This window comes from Pseudomonas sp. LBUM1671 (genome assembly GCF_059695685.1).
In genome coordinates this window covers 361,492-383,203 of the sequence record NZ_CP166782.1, presented here as the reverse complement: position 1 = coordinate 383,203, position 21,712 = coordinate 361,492, and the positions used below count along the sequence as shown (strand labels likewise).

The following is a 21,712-nucleotide window of genomic DNA, read 5'->3' as shown; positions in this document are numbered from 1 at the left end:
GTTGACTCGCCCGAATACCGCGTTGCACCTACAGATTCCCGGCCGCCTGCCGATACAGCCCCCATAAAACCAATGTGTGGTCCGAGGGAGTAGCAGCATGTACCGTTGGCTAGCCGAGAGTCTGGGAAATGTAAGCGTCAATCGCAAATTGGGGATCGGCTTCGGTCTGGTGCTGCTGCTCACGTTGCTGATCACCTTCACCGGCTGGACCGGCCTGACCGGCGTGATGAGCCGTGGCGACAAGCTCGGGTTCATCGCCAGCCTCAATGACCTGACCAAAGACCTGCGCCTGGCCCGCATGGATTACGACATGCGCCGAGGTGAACAAGGCCCGGCCGCCGTCAACGACCTGCTGAGCCAACTCGACGCCGGTTTGCAAACCGCGCGCAAATTGATCGAACAGCCTTCCGACGTGGCGATGATCGATCAGCAACTGGCTGCCGTCAGTCAGTACAAGCAAGCCTTCATCGCGATGACCCAGGCCGGCGCCAACCGCGAAGACGCCCGCAGCAAGCTGGGCGCGACCGCCGACAATGCGGTAGCCCGCGTCGCCGAGGTCGAAAAATCCATGCTGCAAGGCGAGAGCGTCGCCGACTTCAACAGCGTGATCGACCTGAGCAAACTGATTCAGCAGGCCCGCTTCCAGGTTCGCGGCTACACCTACAGCGGCAAGAACGAGGCCGAACAGCCTGCGCTGGACGCCATCGATAACGCCCTGAAAAATCTAGAAAGCCTGCCATCGAAACTGCCTGAGCAGCACATCGCCAACCTGCAACAGGCCAGTGATTCGCTTAAAGCCTACCGTGCCGCTGTCAGCCAGTTCCGCGACTCGCAGGTTGCCAGCGCCGCCTCCCTCAAGCGCATGGCCGAGCAAGGCGAGATCCTGCTCAACGTCAGCAAAAAACTCACCGTGTCGCAAACCATCGTCCGTGACACCGACGCCGCGCACGCCAAGAACCTGTTGCTGATGGCCACCGTTCTGGCCCTGGCGTTTGGTTTGCTGGCGGCATGGGCGATCACTCGCCAGATCGTGATTCCGCTGAACCAGACCCTCAAAGTCGCCGAACGCGTGGCCGCTGGCGATCTGACGCAAAACCTCGTTTCCGAGCGTCGCGACGAATTGGGCCAACTCCAGCGCGCCATGCAGAGCATGACCCTGGGCCTGCGCGAACTGATCGGCGGCATCAGCGATGGCGTTACGCAAATCGCCAATGCTGCGGAAGAGCTGTCCGCCGTCACCGAACAGACCAGTGCCGGGGTCAATAGCCAGAAGGTCGAGACCGACCAGGTGGCCACCGCGATGAACGAAATGACCGCCACCGTGCAGGAAGTCGCGCGTAACGCCGAAGAAGCCTCCGAAGCGGCCGTCGCCGCCGACCAACAAGCCCGCGAGGGCGACAAAGTGGTCGGCGAAGCCATCGCCCAGATCGAGCGCCTGGCCCTTGAAGTCGGCAACTCCACAGCGGCCATGGGCGATCTGAAACGCGAGAGCGACAAGATCGGCAGCGTACTCGACGTGATCAAATCCGTGGCCCAGCAAACCAACCTGTTGGCGCTCAACGCCGCGATTGAAGCCGCCCGTGCCGGTGAAGCGGGTCGCGGTTTCGCGGTGGTCGCCGACGAAGTCCGCAGCCTGGCCCAGCGCACCCAGAAGTCCACCGAGGAAATCGAAGAGCTGATCGTCGGCCTGCAAACCGGCACCCAGCAGGTCGCGACCATCATGGACAACAGCCGCAGCCTGACCGACAGCAGCGTCGAACTGACCCGCCGCGCCGGCAGCTCACTGGAAAGCATCACCCGCACGGTGTCGGCGATTCAATCGATGAATCAGCAGATCGCCGCCGCGGCCGAGCAGCAAACCGCCGTGGCCGAGGAGATCAACCGTAGCGTGCTGAACGTGCGCGACGTGTCGGACCAGACCTCGGCAGCCAGTGAAGAGACGGCGGCCTCCAGCGTAGAGCTGGCGCGGTTGGGGACGCATCTGCAGATGCTGGTGGGGCGGTTCAAGGTATAAGGCGATGTAAATACCTCGGTTCACTTGGGACCGAGGTGATGCTATCGCCAGCAGGCTGGCTCCCACAGGGTTTGGTGTGAACACCACAAATCCACTGTGGGAGCTAGCCTGCTAGCGATTAGCGGCCCGCAAGGCGCTACTGTCAGAGGACCTGCCGCAAGAAAGCCTGCGCCCGCGGATCCTTCGGTGCATCGAAGAACTCCGCCGGTGAGGCATCTTCCAGCAATTTACCGTGATCGAAGAACAGCACCCGATCCGCCACTTCCCGCGCAAAGCCCATTTCGTGGGTGACGCAGACCATGGTCATGCCTTCCACGGCCAGGGTTTTCATCACGTCCAGCACTTCGCCGACCATTTCCGGATCAAGCGCCGAAGTCGGCTCATCGAACAGCATGACCTTTGGCTCCATCGCCAACGCCCGGGCGATGGCAACGCGCTGTTGCTGACCGCCGGACAGGCGCGATGGAAACTCGTTGGCCTTCTGCGCAATGCCGACCTTTTCCAGCAACGCCAAGGCCTTGGCCTCGCGCTCCTTCTTACCGCGTTTGCGCACGACTTTCTGGGCCAGGCAGAGGTTTTCCAGCACGGTCATGTGCGGGAACAGATTGAAATGCTGGAACACCATGCCGACTTCGCGGCGGTAGGCGTTCACGTCGGTTTTCGGATCGGCCAGTTGCAGGCCGTCGATGCTCACCGAACCCGAGTCAAACTCTTCCAGGCCGTTGAGGCAGCGCAGGAAAGTGGACTTGCCGGAACCGGACGGGCCGATCACCACCAGCACTTCGCCCTTGGCCACGTGCGTGGTGACGTTATCCACCGCGCGAACCACCTGGCCACGGGTGTCGAAGACTTTTACCAGATCGCGGACTTCAATCACTTTGCGCGAGCCTCCGCTCAAGCCGGCTGGCGATTTTCGACAGCGGCAGGTTGATCAACAGGTACAGCCCGGCCACGCAGAACAGGATTTCGAACGGCGAGAACGAGGTGGTGATGACTTCACGGCCGCTTTTGAGCAGTTCGGTAATCGCGATCACCGACACCAGTGAAGTGTCCTTGACCAGACTGATGAACTGCCCGGCCAGCGGCGGCAGCACGCGCTTCAAGGCTTGCGGCAGCACGACATGGCGCATCGACTGGCCAGCGCTCAAGCCCAGAGAACGGGCGGCTTCGTTCTGGCCACGGGCGATGGACTGCACGCCGGAACGGATGATCTCAGCGACATAGGCACCGGTGAACAGCGACAGTGCGGCGATCCCGGCGAACTCCCGGGACAGGTTCATCACGGTGCCGATGAAGAAGTAGAAAATGAAGATCTGCACCAGCAACGGCGTGCCGCGCACCAGTTCGACGTAAATGGTCGAGAGATCGCGCAAAGTCGGGTTGTTCGACAGACGGCACAAGCCCGTGGCGAGGCCGATCAGCAGGCCAAGCACGCCAGACACCACGGACAACCACAAGGTGGTCCACAGGCCCCACATCAGCGGTCCGGCGGCCCAATGGCGAGTCACGCCGATCACGTCGCCCTCCGCGACGTCATCGCCCCGGGCGACTTGCAGGCTGTTGTCGTCTACGGTCACGTGTTGCTCGTCGCCTGCGTCATTGCGCAGGGTGACTTCGGCTTTATCGCCCTTGCGCACCAGTTCGCTGACAGTGGAGATGTCGGCGGCGCGCTGGGACTCTTCGGCGTGGTAGGCGAAGTATTGCGGCACGCGGTTCCAGCGCCATTCGTAGGACATCAGCGAGGTGGCGTAATACAACGCGCCGGCCAGGCCGATCAGCACGAGCACGGTCAAGACGTGCCAGGGCCATTGGGCTTTTTTCTGTTTCATTGCAGGTTCCGGGATTTGTGTTGCCTTGGAGGCCGTCATCGCCAGCAGGCTGGCTCCCCCAGGGGAATGCATTTCATTGTGGGAGCCAGCCTGCTGGCGATTGGGCGCGACTCGGTTTATCTGACCGAGTTACTCCATGTCCTTCTGCCAGGCAGTGTCTTTGAACCACTTGTCATGGATGCGATCGTAGGTGCCGTCTTCGTGAATCTGGTGCAGGAAGTTGTTGATGAAGTTGATGCTGTCGTAATCACCCTTCTTCAGACCGAAAGCCAGCGGCTCGTAGGTGAACGGCTTGTCGAGGAACACCAGTTTGCCGGCGCCGACCTTGTTCACGGCCACGACGTTGTACGGCGCGTCGTAGATGAAGGCGTCGGCCTTGCCGTTGACCACGTCGAGCACAGCTTCCTGCTCGTTGTCGTAGCCGTGGTACTTGGCTTTGGAGATCAGCTTCTTGGCGACCATCTCACCGGTGGTGCCGAGCTTGGAGGTGATGCGGTAGTCGGCGGTGTTCAGGTCTTTATAGGACTTGATGGTGCCTTCCAGCTCCTTGCGGATCAGCAGGGTCTGGCCGACCACGATGAACGGTTCGCTGAAGTTCAGGCGCAGGTTGCGTTCCTGGGTCAGGGTCATGCCGCTGCCGATCATGTCGAACTTGTCGGTCAGCAGGGCCGGGATGATGCCGTCATAACCGGTGGATACCAATTCCAGTTTGACGCCCATCGCCTTGGTCATGGCTTTGAGGATGTCGACTTCGAAACCGATGATCTCGCCGCGCTTGTTGGTCATTTCGAACGGCATGTAGGTCGGGTCCATGCCGACTTTCAGCGTGCCGCGCTTGACCGCGTCATCAATGGCACCGGCCTGCACCGCGCTGACTGCAACCAATGCCGTGACGCCGACCAGCAGCATCGACAGATACTTCTTCATCATCAAGTCCCCAAAACCATTGCCTTGTGAGGCGCGCAAACGGCGGATTTCCTTTAGGAAACCGGCAGATACGAACAGAAAATTGTCCGGGCGCACCCATTCGGGGACGGATGCTAACGTACTCGTTTGTTTGCACAAGGGTTTGGCAACGTTCAGGCAAAAAAAAGCCCCGCTGGTTAGCGGGGCTGTTTGTTACGCCAACTGAGGCTGCGCACTCAGTGGTTTAAGCGGTAGCAGCGGCGCATGGGGATCGGCTTTCACCGATTTGCGCCAGGCTGCCAGCCACTCGGGATGGCCTTCATTCCAGATCTGCTCGTGCAAGCGAGCCAGTGCCACCGGGTCGCTCAGCAGTTGCACACGCTCATTGTTGTTCAGGCCGTCAGGCCCGACTTTCAAGGCGTGACGCACCCGCTCGATGCGCAACCATTCGATCGGCTCGGCCTGACCGTGACGCGAGGTCGCCAGCGAGCACGCCAAGGCGTTCTGCTGCGGATCGACCACCGCACGGATGAAACCGTCGTTCAGTGCATGCCAACGGTTTTCGTGGGTGTACTGATCGGTTGCCAGCAGCGCCTGTGGCGGATTGTATTCCTCAGGGATCAGGAACAGGCTCTCGTCACGGGACTTGAGCCCCAGACCGACACGGCTGGAGATCACCGACACCGGGATCGACAGCATCAACGAACCGACGATCGGCACCAGCCACCACAGGAAACTCGGGTTCAGCCAGACCACCAGCAGGGCCCAGAAGAAGCCCAGCAGGGTTTGCGGACCGTGGCGCTTGACCGCTTCGCTCCATGGCGTGGAGTCGTCATCACGTTGTGGCGAGTTCCAGGTCGCGGCCCAGCCGAGGAACGCGGCGAGTACGAAACGGGTGTGGAAAATCATCCGCACCGGCGCCAGCAACATGGAGAACAGCATCTCCAGCAGCATCGACAAGGTCACCTTGAACTTGCCACCGAACTCTTTCGCGCCCTTGGCCCAGATCAGGATGATGCTCAACAGCTTCGGCAGGAACAACAGCACGATCGTCGTCGAGAACAGCGCAATCGCCTTGTCCGGGTGCCATTGCGGCCACAGCGGATAGAGCTGGCGCGGCTCAAGGAAGTACTGCGGTTCCATCAAGGTGTTGACCGCCAGCAGCGCCGTCGACAACACCAGGAAGAAGAACCACAACGGCGCCGACAGGTAAGACATCACGCCGGTCAGGAACACCGCACGGTGAACCGGGTGCATGCCCTTGACCAGGAACAGGCGGAAGTTCATCAGGTTACCGTGGCACCAGCGACGGTCACGCTTGAGTTCGTCCAGCAGGTTCGGCGGCAGTTCTTCGTAGCTGCCCGGCAAATCGTAGGCAATCCACACGCCCCAGCCGGCACGGCGCATCAGCGCCGCTTCGACGAAGTCGTGAGACAGAATCGCACCGGCAAAAGCACCTTTACCCGGCAACGGCGCCAGGGCGCAGTGCTCGATGAACGGCTTCATGCGGATGATCGCGTTGTGGCCCCAGTAGTGGGATTCACCCAACTGCCAGAAGTGCAGGCCGGCGGTAAACAGCGGACCGTATACACGGGTCGCAAACTGCTGCATACGCGCATAAAGGGTGTCCATGCCCGAGGCACGCGGCGCGGTCTGGATGATCCCGGCGTCCGGCGTGGCTTCCATCAAGCGCACCAGACTGGTCAGGCAGTCACCACTCATCACGGAGTCCGCGTCGAGCACGACCATGTACTTGTAATCACCGCCCCAGCGACGACAGAAGTCGTCGAGGTTGCCGCTTTTACGTTTCACACGACGGCGACGACGGCGATAGAAAATCTTGCCGAAACCCTTGGCTTCACGGCAGACGTCCAGCCAGGCCTGTTGCTCGGCTACGCAAATGTCTGCGTCGTTACTGTCGCTGAGGACGAAGAAGTCGAAGCGATCCAGGTCACCCGTGGCTGCAACCGACTCGAAAGTCGCCCGCAAACCGGCAAACACCCGCGGCACGTCTTCGTTGCAGATCGGCATCACCAGTGCGGTGCGCGCGTCCTTGGCGATCGGCTCGTTGCCAGCACTTTTACCGGAGATGCGGTATTTGTCGTGCCCGGTGAGCAACTCAAGGAAGCCCATCAGCGCGGTCCAGAAACCGGCCGAGACCCAGCAGAACAGAATCCCGAACAGAATCAGGATGCTGGTTTGCAGCGCATACGGCAGCACTTGCGTGACGGTTTTCAGGATCGGTTGATGCAGGACTTCGTTCAGGTCGACGAACGACCAGCCCTGATACGGCATGATGCCTTTCATGTACCAGCCGGCGACGATGGTCTGACCGAGCATCAGGACCAGCAGGATGTAACGCCGAATGGAACCGACGGTGCGCCAGCGAGCCGCCGGCAGCACGTTCTCGTCCTTCGGCGGGGCCGGCGGATTGGTGCGACCGGTCAGACGACGCCAGCCACGCACCAGAATATTGGTGCGCCACGGCTCCGGCACGACTTTGGTTCGACGGATCGGCGGAGTGGCCTTGAGGCACACCCGACCACTGGCGTCGACCGCCAGCATTTCCGCTTCTTCCAGCTCTTCAGCGGTGTTCAGGGTCAGGCGACGGCCCACCGAGGCTTGAGCAGCCTCGGCCGGTGCGTCAAATGTCGAAGACGACAGACGTTGGTGCAGTTCGCTGAAGGACTGGCAGCCCGCGAGTTCCGCGCGCTGCTGGTCGTTCATCGGTAAATGCGCCAGATACTCGGCAAGAGTCTCTGGCTGTACTTGAGAATTACTCATCGGCAGGCAACTGGTAGCTCCAGGTCTCGGTCAGGACTTCTTCAGTCGAGACCGATTCCGGTGTGGCTGGGGCCGCGTCCGCAGCAACAGGCTGCTTGGCGTCTTTGTTGTCCTTGTCCTTGTCCTTGGTATCGGCAACTGGCTTGGCGTCAGCCTGCTTGGCTTCGGCTTGCTTGGCGTCCTTGGCTTCCTTGTCCGCCTTCTCTTGTTGCTTGGCGGCCACTTTGTCGGCCTTGGCAACCGAAGAGTTGGAGACTGGCAGCGAGTTCTTGGAGAGGTCACCCGGTACGATGTTCTCGACCAGTGCCGCACGCATCTCGGTAGGCTTGCCCGGATCCTTGATTTTCATCCGCAGGGTCAAGCGCCAGCCCTTGGTTTCAGGGTTGTAACGCACGCTGTTCTCGACCAGCTCGGCATTGTCGCCAACGCTGACCTGGCTGCGAACGTCCGCGGTTTCCGGCAGTGCTGCCAGGGACGGACCTTCGAAGTCCACCAGATAGGCAACGCTGCCATCCGGCTGACGGATCAGGTTGGACTGTTTCACGTCACCCGTGGAACGCAGGGTCTGCTGGACCCAGGCGCTGTCCGGTGCGTGAAGAGCGGCTTCGTCGATGGTCCAGTGCATGCGATAAGCGACGTCCAGCGGCTGGCCAGGCTCAGGCAGTTTTTCCGGGCTCCAGAAGGCAACGATATTGTCGTTGGTTTCGTCGGCAGTCGGAATCTCTACCAGATCGACGGAGCCCTTGCCCCAATCGCCTTTTGGTTCGATCCAGGCACTTGGGCGCTTGTCGTAGCGGTCGTCGAGGTCTTCGTAGTGGCTGAAGTCGCGGCCACGTTGCAGCAAGCCGAAACCACGCGGGTTCTCGATCGAGAAGTTGCTCACGGCCAGGTGTTTTGGATTGTTCAGTGGACGCCAGATCCACTCGCCGTTGCCGGCATGGATCGACAGACCGCTGGAGTCGTGCAGTTCACGACGGTAGTTCAGCACTTTCGACGGCTGGTTGGCGCCGAACAGGAACATGCTGGTCAGCGGCGCAACGCCGAGCTTGGTGACCTTGTCACGCAGGAACATGCGGGCCTTGACGTCGACAATAGTGTCGCTGCCTGGACGCAGGGTCAGACGGTAAGCACCGGTGGCGCGTGGCGAATCCAGCAGCGCGAAGATCACCAAGTGCTTGTCACCCGGTTTCGGCTGTTGAATCCAGAATTCGGTGAAACGCGGGAATTCTTCGCCGGACGGCAAGGCGGTATCGATGGCCATGCCGCGCGCGGACAAGCCATAGGTGTGACCCTTGCCGACAACGCGGAAGTAGCTCGCGCCGAGCATGGTCATGATTTCGTCTTGCTTGTCGGCCTTGTTGATCGGGTAAAGCACGCGGAAACCGGCATAACCCAGTTGCTCGGTGGCTTTAGGATCGAACTTCACATCGCCGAAATCGAAACGACTTGGGTCGTATTTGATCTCTTCGACGGTGTTGGCCGTAATTTCGTTGATTTTCACCGGCGTATCGAAGTGCATACCCTGGTGATAGAACGAAAGCTTGAACGGGGTTTTCTGATCGGCCCATTCGGCTTTTTCAGTGCGGAAACGAATTTTTTGATAGTCCGCGAATTTCATTTCGCGGAATTCGTTCGGCAGGTTACTGCGCGGGGCTTCGTATTTTTGACCGGCCAGCTCTTTGGCTTTGACCGATACATCCTCCAGATTGAATGCCCAAAGCTGGCCGGCGCTGAGCAGGCAGAGCAGTGCAGAGCCCGCTACCAGAGCGCTTCGGAACCGTTTGGCAGTCATATTTGGTGCATTACAGGGACTAACAATCACGAGCAACCCTCGCCGAAAACAGATCAAAAAACCAACGGCCAGCTATCTATATGCCAGGTTGGCGAGCATTGTTCCGACTCCCATGGGGCTAAATGATTCCCCAACAGGTCACGGACAAGTCTCTACCTAAGTCAAAATGGACCAACGAACGCTGATCCCCGTAGCGCGCGATTATCTAGTAGGCCGCGTTACAACGCATCAGGGGTAACAAAGTATTTATCGCGAAAAACCCCTGTTTTCAGTCGAAAAGCCCTGAAAAACATGTTTCAAGGGCTTTCACGTCTGTAACAGGAAGGTGACCGGGCCATCGTTGACCAGGTGCACCTGCATATCCGCGCCGAATCTACCTGATGCCACAGTGCCATGCACCTGTTTCGCTTTGCTTAATAGATAGTCGAAAAGTTCCTCGCCCAGGGCCGGAGGGGCCGCGGTCGAAAAACTCGGGCGCAACCCGCTCTTGGTATCAGCGGCCAGGGTGAACTGCGAGACCAGCAGCAACCCGCCGCTTACATCCGCCAACGACAGATTCATCTTGCCCTCGGCGTCACTGAATACTCGATAGTTAAGCAGTTTATGCAGAAGTTTGTCGGCGCTGGCACGAGTATCCTCGGGTTCGACCGCCACCAGCACCAACAACCCCTGATCCACCGCTCCCACCACCTCCCCCGCTACCTCGACACGCGCGCCACGCACGCGTTGCAGCAGGCCCTTCATGCTTCTTCGGGCGGCAGGTCAAGCAAGCGGCGAGCCATCTGTCCGGCGGCACGTACCAGCGCATCGGTGATGCCCGGTTCGGACGCGGCGTGGCCCGCATCGCGGATCACCTGGAGTTCGCTGTTCGGCCAGGCCTGATGCAGTTCCCAGGCATTGTCCAGCGGACAGATCACGTCATATCGACCGTGGACGATCACGCCTGGCAAATGGGCGATCTTGCCCATGTCGCGAATCAGCTGGTTCGGCTCAAGGAAGGCATTGTTGGTGAAGTAGTGGCATTCGATGCGTGCGATGGATAACGCGCGCTGAGGCTCAGAGAAGCGATCGACCACCAGCGGGTTCGGACGCAAAGTCGCGGTCCGGCCTTCCCAGGTGGACCAGGCCTTGGCCGCGTGCATCTGGGCGATCTGATCGTTGCCGGTCAGGCGCTTGTGGAAAGCGCTGAGCAGGTCGCCGCGCTCGTCCAGCGGAATGGGTGCGACGTAGTCCTGCCAGTAATCGGGGAACAGACGGCTGGCGCCACACTGGTAGAACCACTCGATTTCCTGCGGACGACAGAGAAAAATCCCGCGCAGAATCAGACCGTGTACACGCTCCGGATGGGTTTGCGCGTAAGCCAGCGCCAGCGTCGAGCCCCAGGAACCGCCGAACAGCACCCATTTATCGATGCCCAGGTGTTTGCGAATTCGCTCAAGGTCGGCGACCAGATCCCAGGTGGTGTTGTTTTCAAGACTGGCGTGGGGCGTGGAGCGACCGCAACCGCGCTGGTCGAAGGTCACGATGCGGTACAGGTTCGGATCGAAGTACCGGCGGCTCTGGGCATCGCACCCGGCGCCGGGGCCGCCGTGGATGAACACCACCGGCAAACCTTCCGGTGAACCGCTTTCGTCGACATACAGGGTGTGCGTTTCATCGACGGCCAGATCGTGCCGGGCGTGGGGTTTGATCTGCGGGTACAAAGTCTGCATTGCGCGCTCCGTAAGGGGTCGAGGTCATCCCTGGGGGGACTTCTATTATTCTGCCGTCCGGCATCATAAACCCGAATTACGCGAATGAGCATGCCCCTTGCAGCGTCATAGTTTGTCAGCCAAATACCCGAGCAGCGTTTCATAGAGCAAGTCGACCTCGGCGACCTGGCCCCGGGCCCGCAAACAGCCGTGAACCAGACCTTCACCGTAGTAAAGCGTGGTGGGTACGCCGGCGGCCTGCAGCTGTTCGGCGTAGAGCACGCCGTCATCGCGCAGCGGGTCGAATTGCGCCACGGCGATCAATGCCGACGGCAGACCGCCAAAGTCTTCGGCGAGCAACGGCATGGCATAGGCGCCCGGCTGTCTGGTGCCGCGCAGGTACAAGGCGTGATAACAATCCACATCGCTGCTGGCGAGCAACGGGGCGTCGATGCATTCACTGCGCGATGGCAACTGGTGATCACCGCCCAACCCCGGATAGATCAGGACCTGCGCCGCCGGCAATGGCTCGCCCGCATCCCGCAGCGCCAGACACAGCGCGGCTGCGAGATTGCCCCCGGCGCTGTCCCCAGCTACCAACGTGCGCTTGGGGTCAAGCTTAAAAGGTCCGGTTCGCAGCGCGCGCCAGACACCCAGGCAATCATCGAACGCCGCCGGAAACGGATGTTCTGGCGCCAATCGGTAATCGACCGCGATCACCAGCACGCCGAGTGCAGACGCCAGCTCGGCGCAGATGAAGTCGTGGGAATCCAGATCCCCCACCACCCAACCGCCGCCATGCAGATACACGATGCACGGGGCACCGCCGGTCGGTGGTGAAACCGGCGGCTGATAGGACCGCACCGTCACCCCGGCCAACTCGAAATCGACCACGTACAGCCCGGCGGGACGCGGCGGGGTGAACGCCCGGCACATCTCGCTGTAAGCCCGACGCAACCCATTGAGGCTGCTGTCGGTGCTGTTGAAGCTGACAGTTTTTTCGACGAACGCCGTCATCTGTTCAGATAAGGGATAAGAGGCCATAAGTCTGGTGCCAGTTAGTTCAGCGATTTGGAATGGGAACCCGGTTCTGTGGCGAGGGAGCTTGCTCCCGCTGGGCTGCACCGCAGCCCCCAAACCATTCAATCGGGTTTTATCAGATACACCCGAGCAGCCGGGTTTACGACGGCTTCGCCGCCGAGCGGGAGCAAGCTCCCTCGCCACAGGACAGCACTTGCCGAAGTAAAGGTGATCAGTTTTTCAGGCTGGCTTGTACGGTGGCTACGCCATCCTTGCCATCAAAACTGCTGACACCGGCCAGCCAGCGCTGCAAATCCTCAGGATGATCACGCAACCATTGCCGGGCAACGTCCTGAGGCGTTTTGCGCTCCATGATCGGCACCATCAGCTGGCTTTCCTGAGCGGCGGTGAAGGTCAGGTTTTGCAGCAGGCGATTCACGTTCGGGCAACGTTCGGCATAGTCCGGGGACGTCACGGTCGAGACCGTCGCCGCGCCTTCGTTCGGGCCATAGACGTCTTCGCTGCCAGTCAGGTAGGCGATCTTCATGTTGATGTTCATCGGGTGCGGGGTCCAGCCGACGAACACCACGAACTCCTTGCGATTCACCGCCCGCTGAACGGCCGCGAGCATGCCTGCTTCACCGGACTCGATCAGTTTGAAGTCCTTCAAGCCAAAGTGATTGGTCTCGATCATGGTTTTGATCGTGGTGTTGGCGCCGCTGCCCGGTTCGATGCCGTAGATCTTGCCGCCAAGCTTGTCTTTGAATTTGGCGATGTCGGCGAAGGTTTTCAGGCCCGCTTCGGCGACGTACTGCGGTACGGCAAGGGTAGCCTGGGCATCCGCCAGGCTCGGCTTGTCCATGACCTTCACCTGGTTGGCGGCCACGAACGGCGCGATGTTCTTGTCCATTGCCGGTTTCCAGTAACCCAGGAAGATATCGAGGCGCTTGTCGCGGATGCCGGCGAAGATGATTTGCTGCACGGCGCTGGTTTGCTTGCTTTCGTAGCCGAGGCCGTTGAGCAACACGTCAGCCATGCCGCTGGTGGCGATCACGTCGGTCCAGTTGACCACACCCATGCGCACAGCCTTGCAGGACGCGTCGTCACTGGCCAGGACGCTGGTGCTCAGCAGAGCAGTGCCGCAGAGGATTGAGAGACAGCGAGTGAACAAACCTTTGGTGCTTGTCATAGAGAGCGTTCTCGTGCGGCAGATTATTGTGAGGGCAGGTGTCTTTGTGCACCGTGGCCCAAACATTACGCAGCGTCGAGAGGGGAAAAGCGAACTGTAGCGACCGAGATTTGCACGGTGGCGACCGTCGTGATGCGCTATGAAGTAAACACATAACCTGTGGGAGCGAGCTTGCTCGCGATGAGGCCACAACATTCAACATTATTGTTGCCTGTCAGTCCGCCATCGCGAGCAAGCTCGCTCCCACAGGGTTATGCGACAGGTTCTAGTGCTTGTAGTGGTTTTTGCCCCAGGCCAGCAGGCCTTGCAGCAATTCCTTGAGCACCACTTGCGTCGGCCCAGCCAGATCCGGGCGGTAGCGGAACGGTTCGAACTCTTCCATGTACGTGCACTGCCCCAGCTCCAGTTGCACCGCGTGGATATTTTCGGCCGGGTTGCCGTAATGCCGGGTGATGTGTCCGCCCTTGAAGCGACCGTTCAGCACATGGCTGTAATCGGTGTGCTTCGCGCAGATCGCTTCCAGCTGAGTGGCCAACTGTGGATCGCAACTGGCGCCGTTGAAGGTGCCCAGGTTGAAGTCCGGCAGTTTGCCTTCGAACAGGTGCGGGATGATCGAGCGGATCGAATGCGCATCGAACAGCAACGCGTAGCCGAACTCGGCTTTGAGTCGTGCCAGTTCGTTCTGCAAGGTGGTGTGATAAGGGGTCCACACCTGTTCCAGATAGGTTGCCCGCTCGGCCGCCGTCGGTTCCATCCCTTCGCGAAACAAGGGAATGCCGTCGAACAGCGTTGCCGGATACAGACCGGTGGTCGCGCCGACATACAAAGGCTTGTCGTCGGACGGCCGGTTCAGGTCGATGACAAACCGTGAATATTCGGCAGCCAAGGTGCTGGCGCCCAGCTCGGCAGCAAATTCATACAGTGTCGGAATGTGCCAGTCAGTGTCAGGCAGGCTGCGCGCATCGGGGATCAACCCGGCCTCGACCGCCGGGGTCAGGCGCAGGCCGGCGTGGGGCATGCTGATCAGCAGCGGCACGCGGCCTTGTTTGAAGTTCAGAACCTTATCCACAACTGTTCTCCTAAACGCTCGTTTCGACGCCGTGACGCACGACGCGTTTTTCCAGGTCACCGCCCAGCCAGTACGACAGGTCGGCGGGACGATCGATGTGCCAGGCGACGAAGTCCGCGACCTTGCCGGCTTCCAGCGAACCGTGAGTATCGGCCATGCCCAACGCGGTGGCGGCATGGATGGTTGCACCGGCAAGGGCTTCTTCCGGGGTCATGCGGAAACAGGTGCAGGCCATGTTCAGCATCAAGCGCAGCGACAGCGCCGGCGAAGTGCCGGGGTTGAGGTCGCTGGCGATGGCGATTTTCACGCCGTGTTTGCGCAGGGCCTCCATCGGCGGCAACTGGGTTTCGCGCAGGAAGTAGAACGCGCCAGGCAGCAGCACCGCGACAGTGCCGGATTTGGCCATGGCGATGGCGTCGTCTTCGGTCATGAATTCCAAGTGATCGGCGGACAGTGCGTGGTAACGCGCGGCGAGGCTCGACCCGTGCAGGGACGACAATTGCTCGGCGTGCAGCTTCACCGGCAAGCCCAGCTCTTGCGCGGTGATGAACACGCGCTCGACCTGTGCCGGTGAAAACGCCAGGTATTCGCAGAACGCGTCCACCGCATCCACTAACCCTTCGGCGGCCAGGGCCGGGAGCATTTCCGCGCAGATGTGATCGATGTAGTCGTCGGCGCGATCCGCGTATTCCGGCGGCAACGCGTGAGCGGCGAGGCAGGTGCTGCGCACGCTCACCGGCAGCTCGGCACCGAGGCGACGGATCACTCGCAGGATCTTGCGTTCACTGGCCAGGTCGAGGCCGTAGCCAGATTTCATTTCGACCGTGGTCACGCCGTCGCGCATCAGGCTTTTCAGGCGCTTGGCGGCGCTGGCGAACAGCTCGTCTTCGGTCGCTGCGCGGGTGGCGCGCACGGTGCTGGCGATGCCGCCACCGGCGGCTGCGATTTCCGCGTAGCTGACGCCTTGCAGGCGCTGTTCGAATTCACCGCTGCGGTTACCGCCGAACACCGTGTGGGTGTGGCAGTCAATCAGGCCCGGCGTAACCCAGGCCCCTTTCAAATCGTTGACGGCCGGGTATTCCCCAGCCGGCAGTTCACTGCGCGGGCCGACCCACTCAATGTGCGCACCGGACGTCACGATGGCCGCGTCCTCGATGATCGAGTAGACGCCTTGCGCCATGGTTGCGACGTGGCAGTGTTGCCAGAGAGTTTTCATCCCGTAGTCTCCACATTATTCAAAATCGAATCGCCAGCAGGCTGGCTCCCACAGGGATGCGCATTACAACTGTGGGAGCCAGCCTGCTGGCGATGAGTACATCACAGGCTCGGCAAAAGCTTGGCCGACACCAGTTCATTCAGGCAACGCGTCGCCAACAACTCGGTCGCCGCATTGATGTCCGGCGCAAAGAAGCGATCCTTCTCATAGAACGGCACTTCGTTACGCAGAATCCCGCGAGCCTTTTCCAGCTTCGCCGAGGTCTTCAGACCTTCGCGCAAATCCAGCCCCTGAACGGCCGCCAACCACTCCACCGCCAGAACACCGCGAGTGTTTTCGGCCATTTCCCAAAGACGCTTGCCCGCAGCCGGCGCCATGGACACGTGGTCTTCCTGGTTCGCGGAAGTCGGCAGGCTGTCCACCGAATGCGGATGGGACAGCGCCTTGTTCTCGCTGGCCAGTGCCGCAGCGGTCACCTGGGCGATCATGAAGCCGGAGTTCACGCCGCCATTGGCCACCAGGAACGGCGGCAGTTGCGACATGTGTTTGTCCATCATCAGCGAGATGCGGCGTTCGCTCAGGGAACCGATTTCAGCGATGGCCAGGGCCATGTTGTCAGCGGCCATGGCCACCGGTTCGGCGTGGAAGTTGCCGCCGGAAATCACGTCGCCTTCAGCGGCGAACACCAGCGGGTTGTCGGAAACCGCGTTGGCTTCGACGGCCAACACTTCAGCAGCCTGGCGGAACTGGGTCAGGCAGGCGCCCATGACTTGAGGCTGGCAACGCAGGGAGTACGGGTCCTGGACCTTTTCGCAGTTCTGGTGCGAGTCGGACACTTCACTGCGTTCACCCAGCAGATCGCGGTAAGCGGCGGCGGCGTCGATCTGGCCTTTCTGGCCACGGGCAGCGTGGATGCGCGCATCGAACGGCGAGCGCGAGCCCAATACCGCTTCAACCGTCAGGGCACCAATCGCCACGGCGCCAGCGAACAGGTCTTCGCCTTCGAACAAGCCACGCAGCGCGTAAGCAGTGGAAACCTGTGTGCCGTTGAGCAGCGCCAGGCCTTCTTTCGCCGCCAGGGTCAACGGCGTCAGGCCGGCGATTTTCAGCGCTTCGGTCGCTTCCATCCACTCGCCTTTGTAGCGAGCCTTGCCTTCGCCCAGCAGCACCAGCGACATGTGGGCCAGAGGCGCCAGGTCACCGGAGGCACCGACCGAGCCTTTCAATGGAATGTGCGGGTAAACCTCGGCGTTGATCAGCGCGATCAGTGCGTCGATCACGACACGACGAATGCCGGAAAAACCACGGCTCAGGCTGTTGACCTTGAGCACCATGACCAACCGCACCAGCGCATCGCTGATCGGCTCGCCGACACCGGCGGCGTGGGACAGCACCAGCGAGCGCTGCAGGTTTTCCAGGTCTTCGCTGGCGATGCGGGTCGAGGCCAGCAGGCCGAAACCGGTGTTGATGCCGTAGGCGGTGCGGTTCTCGGCGAGGATCTGTTCCACGCAGGCAACGCTGGCTTCGATCTGGGCCGAGGCGCTGTTGTCGAGGGTGATTTTGACCGGCTGCTGATAGATATCACGCAGTTGGGCAAGGCTCAGTTGGCCGGGAATCAAATTTAGCGCAGTCACTTTTATCTCCTTTTGAGAGTCTTCTTGTTAACTAACCAGACGCTCCGGAGATGTCCGTTGTCCGTCGCTTCCCGCCTTGTGGGGGGCTGGCGCCTTGGCACGCTGGTTTGATGTGGAATCAGTTGAGGTTCGGTAACGCCTTGTGCAGCAAATTCGAGTCTTTCAACACGCCGGCAGCGGCGGCAATGTCCGGCGCCAGCCAACGGTCCTGATCGTAAGCCGGGACGCGTTCACGCAGCAGTCGCCACGCGGCGTCGGTGCCTGCGCCAAAACGTTGTTCCTTGAGAAATTCAAATGCCTGAGCCGCCAGCAGGTACTCGATGGCGAGGATCTGCGTGCAGTTTTCCAGCGCACGATGCAGCTTCAACGCCGCGTTGGTGCCCATGCTCAAGTGGTCTTCTTGCAGGCCCGAAGTGACGTAGTTGTCGAGCACGGCCGGTTGCGCCAACTGACGGTTTTCCGCGCACAGCGAAGCGGCGACGTACTGGACGATCATCATCCCGGAATTCACCCCGGGATTGGCCACCAAAAAGGCTGGCAGGCCGCTGACGTGCGGGTTGATCAAGCGATCGAGGCGACGCTCGGCAATAGAGCCGATTTCGGCCATGGCGATGGCCAGCAAATCGGCCGCCAATGCCACGGACTGACCGTGCGGATTGGCCTGGGACATGATGCGGAAATCATCCGGCGTGCCCAGCAGCATCGGGTTGTCGGTGACCGAGTTGAGTTCGGTTTCGATCTGGCTGATCGCATGCGTCAGTTGATCCCGTGCAGCGCCGTGAACCTGCGGAATCGAACGGATGCTCAGCGCATCCTGCGTACGAATGCCTTTGCTCGACGCAATTACTTCACTGTCATCCAGCAATGCCCGCAGGTTGATCCCGACTTGCTGCATGCCGGGGTGCGGTTTGAGCGCGATGATCTCGGCATCGAACGCCGCGATCTGGCCACGCAGGGCTTCAAAACTCATGGAGCCGATCACGTCGGCCCATTGCACCAAACGCGTCGCGTCGGCAATCGCCAGGCAGCTGAGGCCGGTCATGCACGGCGTGCCGTTGACCAGGCACAGGCCATCTTTGGCACCGAGCTGGACCGGTTGCAGACCTTCTTCGGCCAGGGCTTGCTGCGCAGAAACGATCTGCCCGCGATAGCTGACATTGCCGACACCCAACAGCGCGATGCCGATGTGGGCCATGTGGGTCAGGTAACCGACCGAACCCTGGGACGGCACTTGCGGGGTGATACCGCGATTGAGCAGCGCCAGCAGGGCTTCGACCACACGGCGATGAATGCCGGATTTGCCGTGGCTGTAATTGCGGATCGCCGCGCACATGATCGCGCGAGTCTGCTCGTCGGCCAGCGGCGCGCCAACGCCACAGGCGTGACTGAGCAATGTGTTGCGCGACAGTTGGCTGAGTTGTTCGTCTTTGAGCGAGACGTTGCACAAGGCACCCAGGCCTGTGTTGACGCCATAGGCGCGCTCGCCGCTGGCGACGATGCGCTGGACGATGGCCTGGGCGTTTTCGATGCGTGCCCAGGTTTCGCTCGACAGCTCGAGTTGCGCGCCATGACGGGCGACGGCGACCACATCCTGCCAACGCAACGGGGCGTCGGCGATAACGATTTTTTCAGCCTGGGACATCTTTGACCTCGTGCGTACAACTTGAATATTGATGCAGCTTTACCGGCGCCATCGCGGGCAAGCCCGCTCCCACAGTGTTCTGTTGTGTGAAGAAAATTTGTGCAACACAACCAATCCCTGTGGGAGCGGGCTTGCCCGCGATGAGGCCCGCCCGATCACCGCAAATCTCTTTAAACCACCGCCGCGCGCCGCTGCACGAACCGGTCGACATACTCATCCGCCGGCGAATGCAGGATCTCTCTTGGCGTACCGACCTGAATCAGGCGGCCATCCTTGAGGATCGCAATGCGGTTACCAATCCGCACCGCCTCGTCGAGGTCGTGGGTGATGAAGACGATGGTCTTGTGCAGGGTCTTTTGCAGTTCCAGCAACTGGTCCTGCATCTCCGCGCGGATCAGCGGGTCGAGCGCACTGAAGGCTTCGTCCATCAGGATGATGTCGGTGTCCGCCGCCAAGGCGCGGGCCAGGCCCACTCGCTGACGCATGCCGCCCGAGAGCTGGTGCGGGTATTTGTTTTCGTAGCCCTTCAGGCCCACGGTGTTGATCCAGTGCAGCGCGCGCTCGGAACACATTTGCTTGCTCTCGCCGCGCACTTTCAGGCCGTAGGCGACGTTGTCCACCACGGTCTTGTGCGGCAGCAGGCCAAAGCTCTGGAACACCATGCTGATCTTGTGCCGGCGAAATTCGCGCAGGGCTTCCATGTCGTATTGCAGGATGTCCACGCCGTCCACCAGGATCGCGCCGCTGGTCGGGTCGATCAGGCGGTTGAAGTGGCGCACCAGGGTCGATTTGCCGGAACCCGACAGGCCCATGATCACGAAGATCTCGCCGGTGCCGATGCTCAACGACAGGTCGTTCACGCCGACCACGCAGCCGGTCTCGGCCAGCACCTGATCCTTGGTCTTGCCCTGGCCAATCATGCCCAGCGCTTCCTTGGAGCGGTTGCCGAAAATCTTGAAGACGTTTTTGACTTCGATTTTGCTGATGGCTTCGTTGTTCATTTGCTCACCTCATGCCGTGGCCGACCATACGCCTGAGTAATGCGGTCGATCACCACTGCCAGAATCACGATCGCCAGACCGGCCTCAAGGCCACGTCCAACGTTGAGGGTCTGAATCCCCACCAACACATCTTCACCCAGGCCACGGGCACCGATCATCGAGGCAATTACCACCATCGACAGGGCCATCATGGTGGTCTGGTTGATCCCGGCCATGATGCTCGGCAGGGCCAGCGGCAGTTGCACGCCAAACAGTTGCTGCCAGCGGTTGGCACCGAAGGCGTTGATCGCTTCCATCACTTCACCGTCAACCTGGCGGATGCCCAAGTCAGTCAGGCGGATCAGCGGTGGCGCGGCGTAGATCACGGTGGCGAAAATCGCCGGGACCTTGCCCAGGCCGAACAGCATCAGCACCGGGATCAGGTACACGAAACTCGGCATGGTCTGCATGATGTCCAGCAACGGCATCAGCACCGAACGCAGGCGATTGCTGCGGGCCGAGAGGATGCCCAGCGGAATGCCGATCAGCACCGAAATGACCGTCGCGACCATCATCAGCGCCAGGGTCTGCATCAGCTTGTCCCAGAGGCCGACCGCGCCCACCAGGAACAGCAAGCCGACGATCACGGAAGTGGTCACGACTTTGCGGGTCGCGTGCCAGGCAACGCCCGCCACGATCGCCAGCATCAGCCACCACGGCGCTGCTCGCAGCAGCCCTTCAAGATTGACGATGGCCCACAACAGGGTGTCGGAGATGTGCCGGAACACGTCGCCGTAGTTGGTGACCAGCGAATCGACCCAACTGTTGACCCAGTCGGCGATGGAAAAGGTAAAGCTTTCGGGAAACATAAGAGACTCTCAATCAAGGGGTTGCGATCAAGCGTCCGACTGCTGTCGCCGGCAGTCGGAGAGGCTCAACCTACAAGGCCGCGTCGATTTTCTTGGCTGCGTCTTCGCTCACCCATGCGTGCCAGACTTCAGGATGTTCCTTCAAGAAGATCTTGGCCAGTTTTGGCGACTCGATCCGCTCTTTGGCCATACGCCCGAGGTTCTGGTTGAGCAGGTCGATTGGCAGGTTGACCTTTTCCAGCACGGCCACCAGTTCCGGGGCTTGCTCGTGTAAGGTCTTGGACAGGCCGACCTTGATGCTCACGCTTTTGTCCACGCCTGGCTTTTCTTCAAGCTTGACCAGGTCGACCTGGCCCATCAGCGGGGTTGGCGACCAGTAGTAGAACAGGATCGGCTCGCCACGCTTGTAGCTCGACAGCACCGCGGCATCCAGCGCCGGGCCGGTGCCCGGACGGAAGTTGGTGTAGGTGCTTTCCAGGCCGTAGCTTTTCAGCATTTCGCTGTTGTCGAGTTCACAGGTCCAGCCGGCCGGACAGTTGTAGAAACGGCCTTTGGATGGCTCTTCCTGGTCCTTGAACACGGCAGCGTATTTGCCCAGATCGGCAATCGCTTTCAGGTCCGGGGCTTTTGGCTCCAGCTTGCGCTTGGCGTCGCCTTCGATCACGTAGCGCGGCACGTACCAGCCTTCGATTGCACCAACGACCGGAGCGCCAACACCGACAACCTTGCCGGCCTTCTCGGCCTTGTTCCAGACTTCGCTGCGGCCGACCCACTCTTCGGCAAACACTTGAATGTCGTTGCTGCTCAGGGCGTTTTCCATGGTGATAGAGTTGCCCGGCAGGCTGTCGGTCTTGCAGTCGTAACCTTTCTCCAACACGATTTGCATCACGTCGGTCAGCAGCATGCCGCTTTCCCAGTTCAGGCCGGCAAACTTCACCGGTTTGCCCGACTCGCACCAACCGGCGGCCTGAGTAGCGCCGGCGCTGGCCAGCAGGCCCATGGAAAGCAATGTGGTCAGCAGGGTCTTGTTCGATTTCATTGTTTGACGCTCCTAATCATGAGTTGGCTTACGGCAGT

17 protein-coding genes and 1 pseudogene are annotated in these 21,712 nt (G+C 60.7%); 2 read left to right on the top strand and 16 right to left on the bottom strand.

The window, feature by feature from the left end:
* Positions 1 to 97: 97 nt before the first annotated feature.
* Positions 98 to 1,156, top strand: a pseudogene (locus ACA060_RS01775) (methyl-accepting chemotaxis protein); the annotation flags it as partial.
* Positions 1,142 to 2,014: a methyl-accepting chemotaxis protein gene (locus tag ACA060_RS01770; RefSeq protein WP_371922069.1), complete on the top strand. Its 873-nt coding sequence runs from the start codon at positions 1,142 to 1,144 to the stop codon at positions 2,012 to 2,014. The pseudogene ACA060_RS01775 and the gene ACA060_RS01770, both read left to right, overlap by 15 nt.
* A gap of 142 nt (positions 2,015 to 2,156) precedes the next feature.
* Here ACA060_RS01770 and ACA060_RS01765 read toward each other — a convergent pair whose 3' ends face one another.
* The 16 genes from ACA060_RS01765 to ACA060_RS01690 form a co-directional block, all read right to left on the bottom strand.
* Complete coding sequence (locus ACA060_RS01765) at positions 2,157 to 2,891, bottom strand: amino acid ABC transporter ATP-binding protein (protein ID WP_109627537.1); 735 nt, start codon at positions 2,889 to 2,891, stop codon at positions 2,157 to 2,159.
* Positions 2,884 to 3,843 carry an amino acid ABC transporter permease gene (locus tag ACA060_RS01760; protein WP_109627535.1) on the bottom strand — a complete coding sequence of 320 codons (960 nt, stop codon included), beginning with the start codon at positions 3,841 to 3,843 and terminating at the stop codon, positions 2,884 to 2,886. Before ACA060_RS01760 ends, ACA060_RS01765 begins: the two co-directional genes overlap by 8 nt.
* Before the next feature lie 129 nt (positions 3,844 to 3,972).
* Positions 3,973 to 4,770, bottom strand: coding sequence for a transporter substrate-binding domain-containing protein (locus tag ACA060_RS01755; protein ID WP_497318159.1), 798 nt, complete (start codon positions 4,768 to 4,770; stop codon positions 3,973 to 3,975).
* A gap of 192 nt (positions 4,771 to 4,962) precedes the next feature.
* A complete protein-coding gene (gene mdoH / locus ACA060_RS01750) occupies positions 4,963 to 7,533 on the bottom strand; it encodes a glucans biosynthesis glucosyltransferase MdoH (protein ID WP_497315044.1) in 2,571 nt (856 codons plus the stop codon).
* Positions 7,526 to 9,355 (bottom strand): glucan biosynthesis protein G, encoded by a 1,830-nt coding sequence (locus tag ACA060_RS01745; protein ID WP_497315042.1) that lies wholly within the window; start codon positions 9,353 to 9,355, stop codon positions 7,526 to 7,528. Before ACA060_RS01745 ends, mdoH begins: the two co-directional genes overlap by 8 nt.
* Before the next feature lie 276 nt (positions 9,356 to 9,631).
* A complete protein-coding gene (gene dtd, locus ACA060_RS01740) occupies positions 9,632 to 10,069 on the bottom strand; it encodes a D-aminoacyl-tRNA deacylase (RefSeq protein ID WP_109627531.1) in 438 nt (145 codons plus the stop codon).
* Positions 10,066 to 11,037, bottom strand: a complete 972-nt coding sequence (gene pip, locus ACA060_RS01735) for a prolyl aminopeptidase (RefSeq protein ID WP_403103322.1) — start codon at positions 11,035 to 11,037, stop codon at positions 10,066 to 10,068. Before pip ends, dtd begins: the two co-directional genes overlap by 4 nt.
* Positions 11,038 to 11,142: 105 nt before the next feature.
* On the bottom strand, positions 11,143 to 12,060 hold the full coding sequence (locus tag ACA060_RS01730; RefSeq protein ID WP_497315040.1) for an alpha/beta hydrolase: 918 nt from the start codon (positions 12,058 to 12,060) through the stop codon (positions 11,143 to 11,145).
* A 208-nt stretch (positions 12,061 to 12,268) separates the two neighbouring features.
* Positions 12,269 to 13,225: a choline ABC transporter substrate-binding protein gene (locus ACA060_RS01725; protein WP_497315038.1), complete on the bottom strand. Its 957-nt coding sequence runs from the start codon at positions 13,223 to 13,225 to the stop codon at positions 12,269 to 12,271.
* Between the two features lie 265 nt (positions 13,226 to 13,490).
* Positions 13,491 to 14,294, bottom strand: coding sequence for an N-formylglutamate deformylase (hutG, locus tag ACA060_RS01720; RefSeq protein WP_497315036.1), 804 nt, complete (start codon positions 14,292 to 14,294; stop codon positions 13,491 to 13,493).
* A 10-nt stretch (positions 14,295 to 14,304) separates the two neighbouring features.
* Positions 14,305 to 15,510 (bottom strand): imidazolonepropionase, encoded by a 1,206-nt coding sequence (gene hutI / locus ACA060_RS01715; RefSeq protein WP_497315035.1) that lies wholly within the window; start codon positions 15,508 to 15,510, stop codon positions 14,305 to 14,307.
* 101 nt (positions 15,511 to 15,611) lie between these two features.
* Positions 15,612 to 17,144: a histidine ammonia-lyase gene (gene hutH / locus ACA060_RS01710; RefSeq protein WP_461978655.1), complete on the bottom strand. Its 1,533-nt coding sequence runs from the start codon at positions 17,142 to 17,144 to the stop codon at positions 15,612 to 15,614.
* Between the two features lie 118 nt (positions 17,145 to 17,262).
* Positions 17,263 to 18,786 carry a histidine ammonia-lyase gene (gene hutH / locus ACA060_RS01705; RefSeq protein ID WP_497315033.1) on the bottom strand — a complete coding sequence of 508 codons (1,524 nt, stop codon included), beginning with the start codon at positions 18,784 to 18,786 and terminating at the stop codon, positions 17,263 to 17,265.
* Between the two features lie 170 nt (positions 18,787 to 18,956).
* Positions 18,957 to 19,787 (bottom strand): quaternary amine ABC transporter ATP-binding protein, encoded by an 831-nt coding sequence (locus tag ACA060_RS01700; RefSeq protein WP_109627517.1) that lies wholly within the window; start codon positions 19,785 to 19,787, stop codon positions 18,957 to 18,959.
* Positions 19,784 to 20,635: an ABC transporter permease gene (locus ACA060_RS01695; RefSeq protein ID WP_109627516.1), complete on the bottom strand. Its 852-nt coding sequence runs from the start codon at positions 20,633 to 20,635 to the stop codon at positions 19,784 to 19,786. Before ACA060_RS01695 ends, ACA060_RS01700 begins: the two co-directional genes overlap by 4 nt.
* A gap of 70 nt (positions 20,636 to 20,705) precedes the next feature.
* Positions 20,706 to 21,674: an ABC transporter substrate-binding protein gene (locus ACA060_RS01690; protein WP_497315030.1), complete on the bottom strand. Its 969-nt coding sequence runs from the start codon at positions 21,672 to 21,674 to the stop codon at positions 20,706 to 20,708.
* Positions 21,675 to 21,712: the final 38 nt, after the last annotated feature.

What these genes read in the sequence shown, in the direction of transcription:
- mdoH (WP_497315044.1), bottom strand. Translation starts at nt 7,533, where the DNA reads ATGAGTAATTCTCAAGTACAGCCAGAGACTCTTGCCGAGTATCTGGCG.
- hutH (WP_497315033.1), bottom strand. Translation starts at nt 18,786, where the DNA reads ATGTCCCAGGCTGAAAAAATCGTTATCGCCGACGCCCCGTTGCGTTGG.
- ACA060_RS01700 (WP_109627517.1), bottom strand. Translation starts at nt 19,787, where the DNA reads ATGAACAACGAAGCCATCAGCAAAATCGAAGTCAAAAACGTCTTCAAG.
- ACA060_RS01770 (WP_371922069.1), top strand. Translation starts at nt 1,142, where the DNA reads ATGCAGAGCATGACCCTGGGCCTGCGCGAACTGATCGGCGGCATCAGC.
- ACA060_RS01755 (WP_497318159.1), bottom strand. Translation starts at nt 4,770, where the DNA reads ATGAAGAAGTATCTGTCGATGCTGCTGGTCGGCGTCACGGCATTGGTT.
- ACA060_RS01725 (WP_497315038.1), bottom strand. Translation starts at nt 13,225, where the DNA reads ATGACAAGCACCAAAGGTTTGTTCACTCGCTGTCTCTCAATCCTCTGC.
- hutI (WP_497315035.1), bottom strand. Translation starts at nt 15,510, where the DNA reads ATGAAAACTCTCTGGCAACACTGCCACGTCGCAACCATGGCGCAAGGC.
- ACA060_RS01760 (WP_109627535.1), bottom strand. Translation starts at nt 3,843, where the DNA reads ATGAAACAGAAAAAAGCCCAATGGCCCTGGCACGTCTTGACCGTGCTC.
- pip (WP_403103322.1), bottom strand. Translation starts at nt 11,037, where the DNA reads ATGCAGACTTTGTACCCGCAGATCAAACCCCACGCCCGGCACGATCTG.
- ACA060_RS01730 (WP_497315040.1), bottom strand. Translation starts at nt 12,060, where the DNA reads ATGGCCTCTTATCCCTTATCTGAACAGATGACGGCGTTCGTCGAAAAA.
- ACA060_RS01690 (WP_497315030.1), bottom strand. Translation starts at nt 21,674, where the DNA reads ATGAAATCGAACAAGACCCTGCTGACCACATTGCTTTCCATGGGCCTG.
- ACA060_RS01695 (WP_109627516.1), bottom strand. Translation starts at nt 20,635, where the DNA reads ATGTTTCCCGAAAGCTTTACCTTTTCCATCGCCGACTGGGTCAACAGT.
- dtd (WP_109627531.1), bottom strand. Translation starts at nt 10,069, where the DNA reads ATGAAGGGCCTGCTGCAACGCGTGCGTGGCGCGCGTGTCGAGGTAGCG.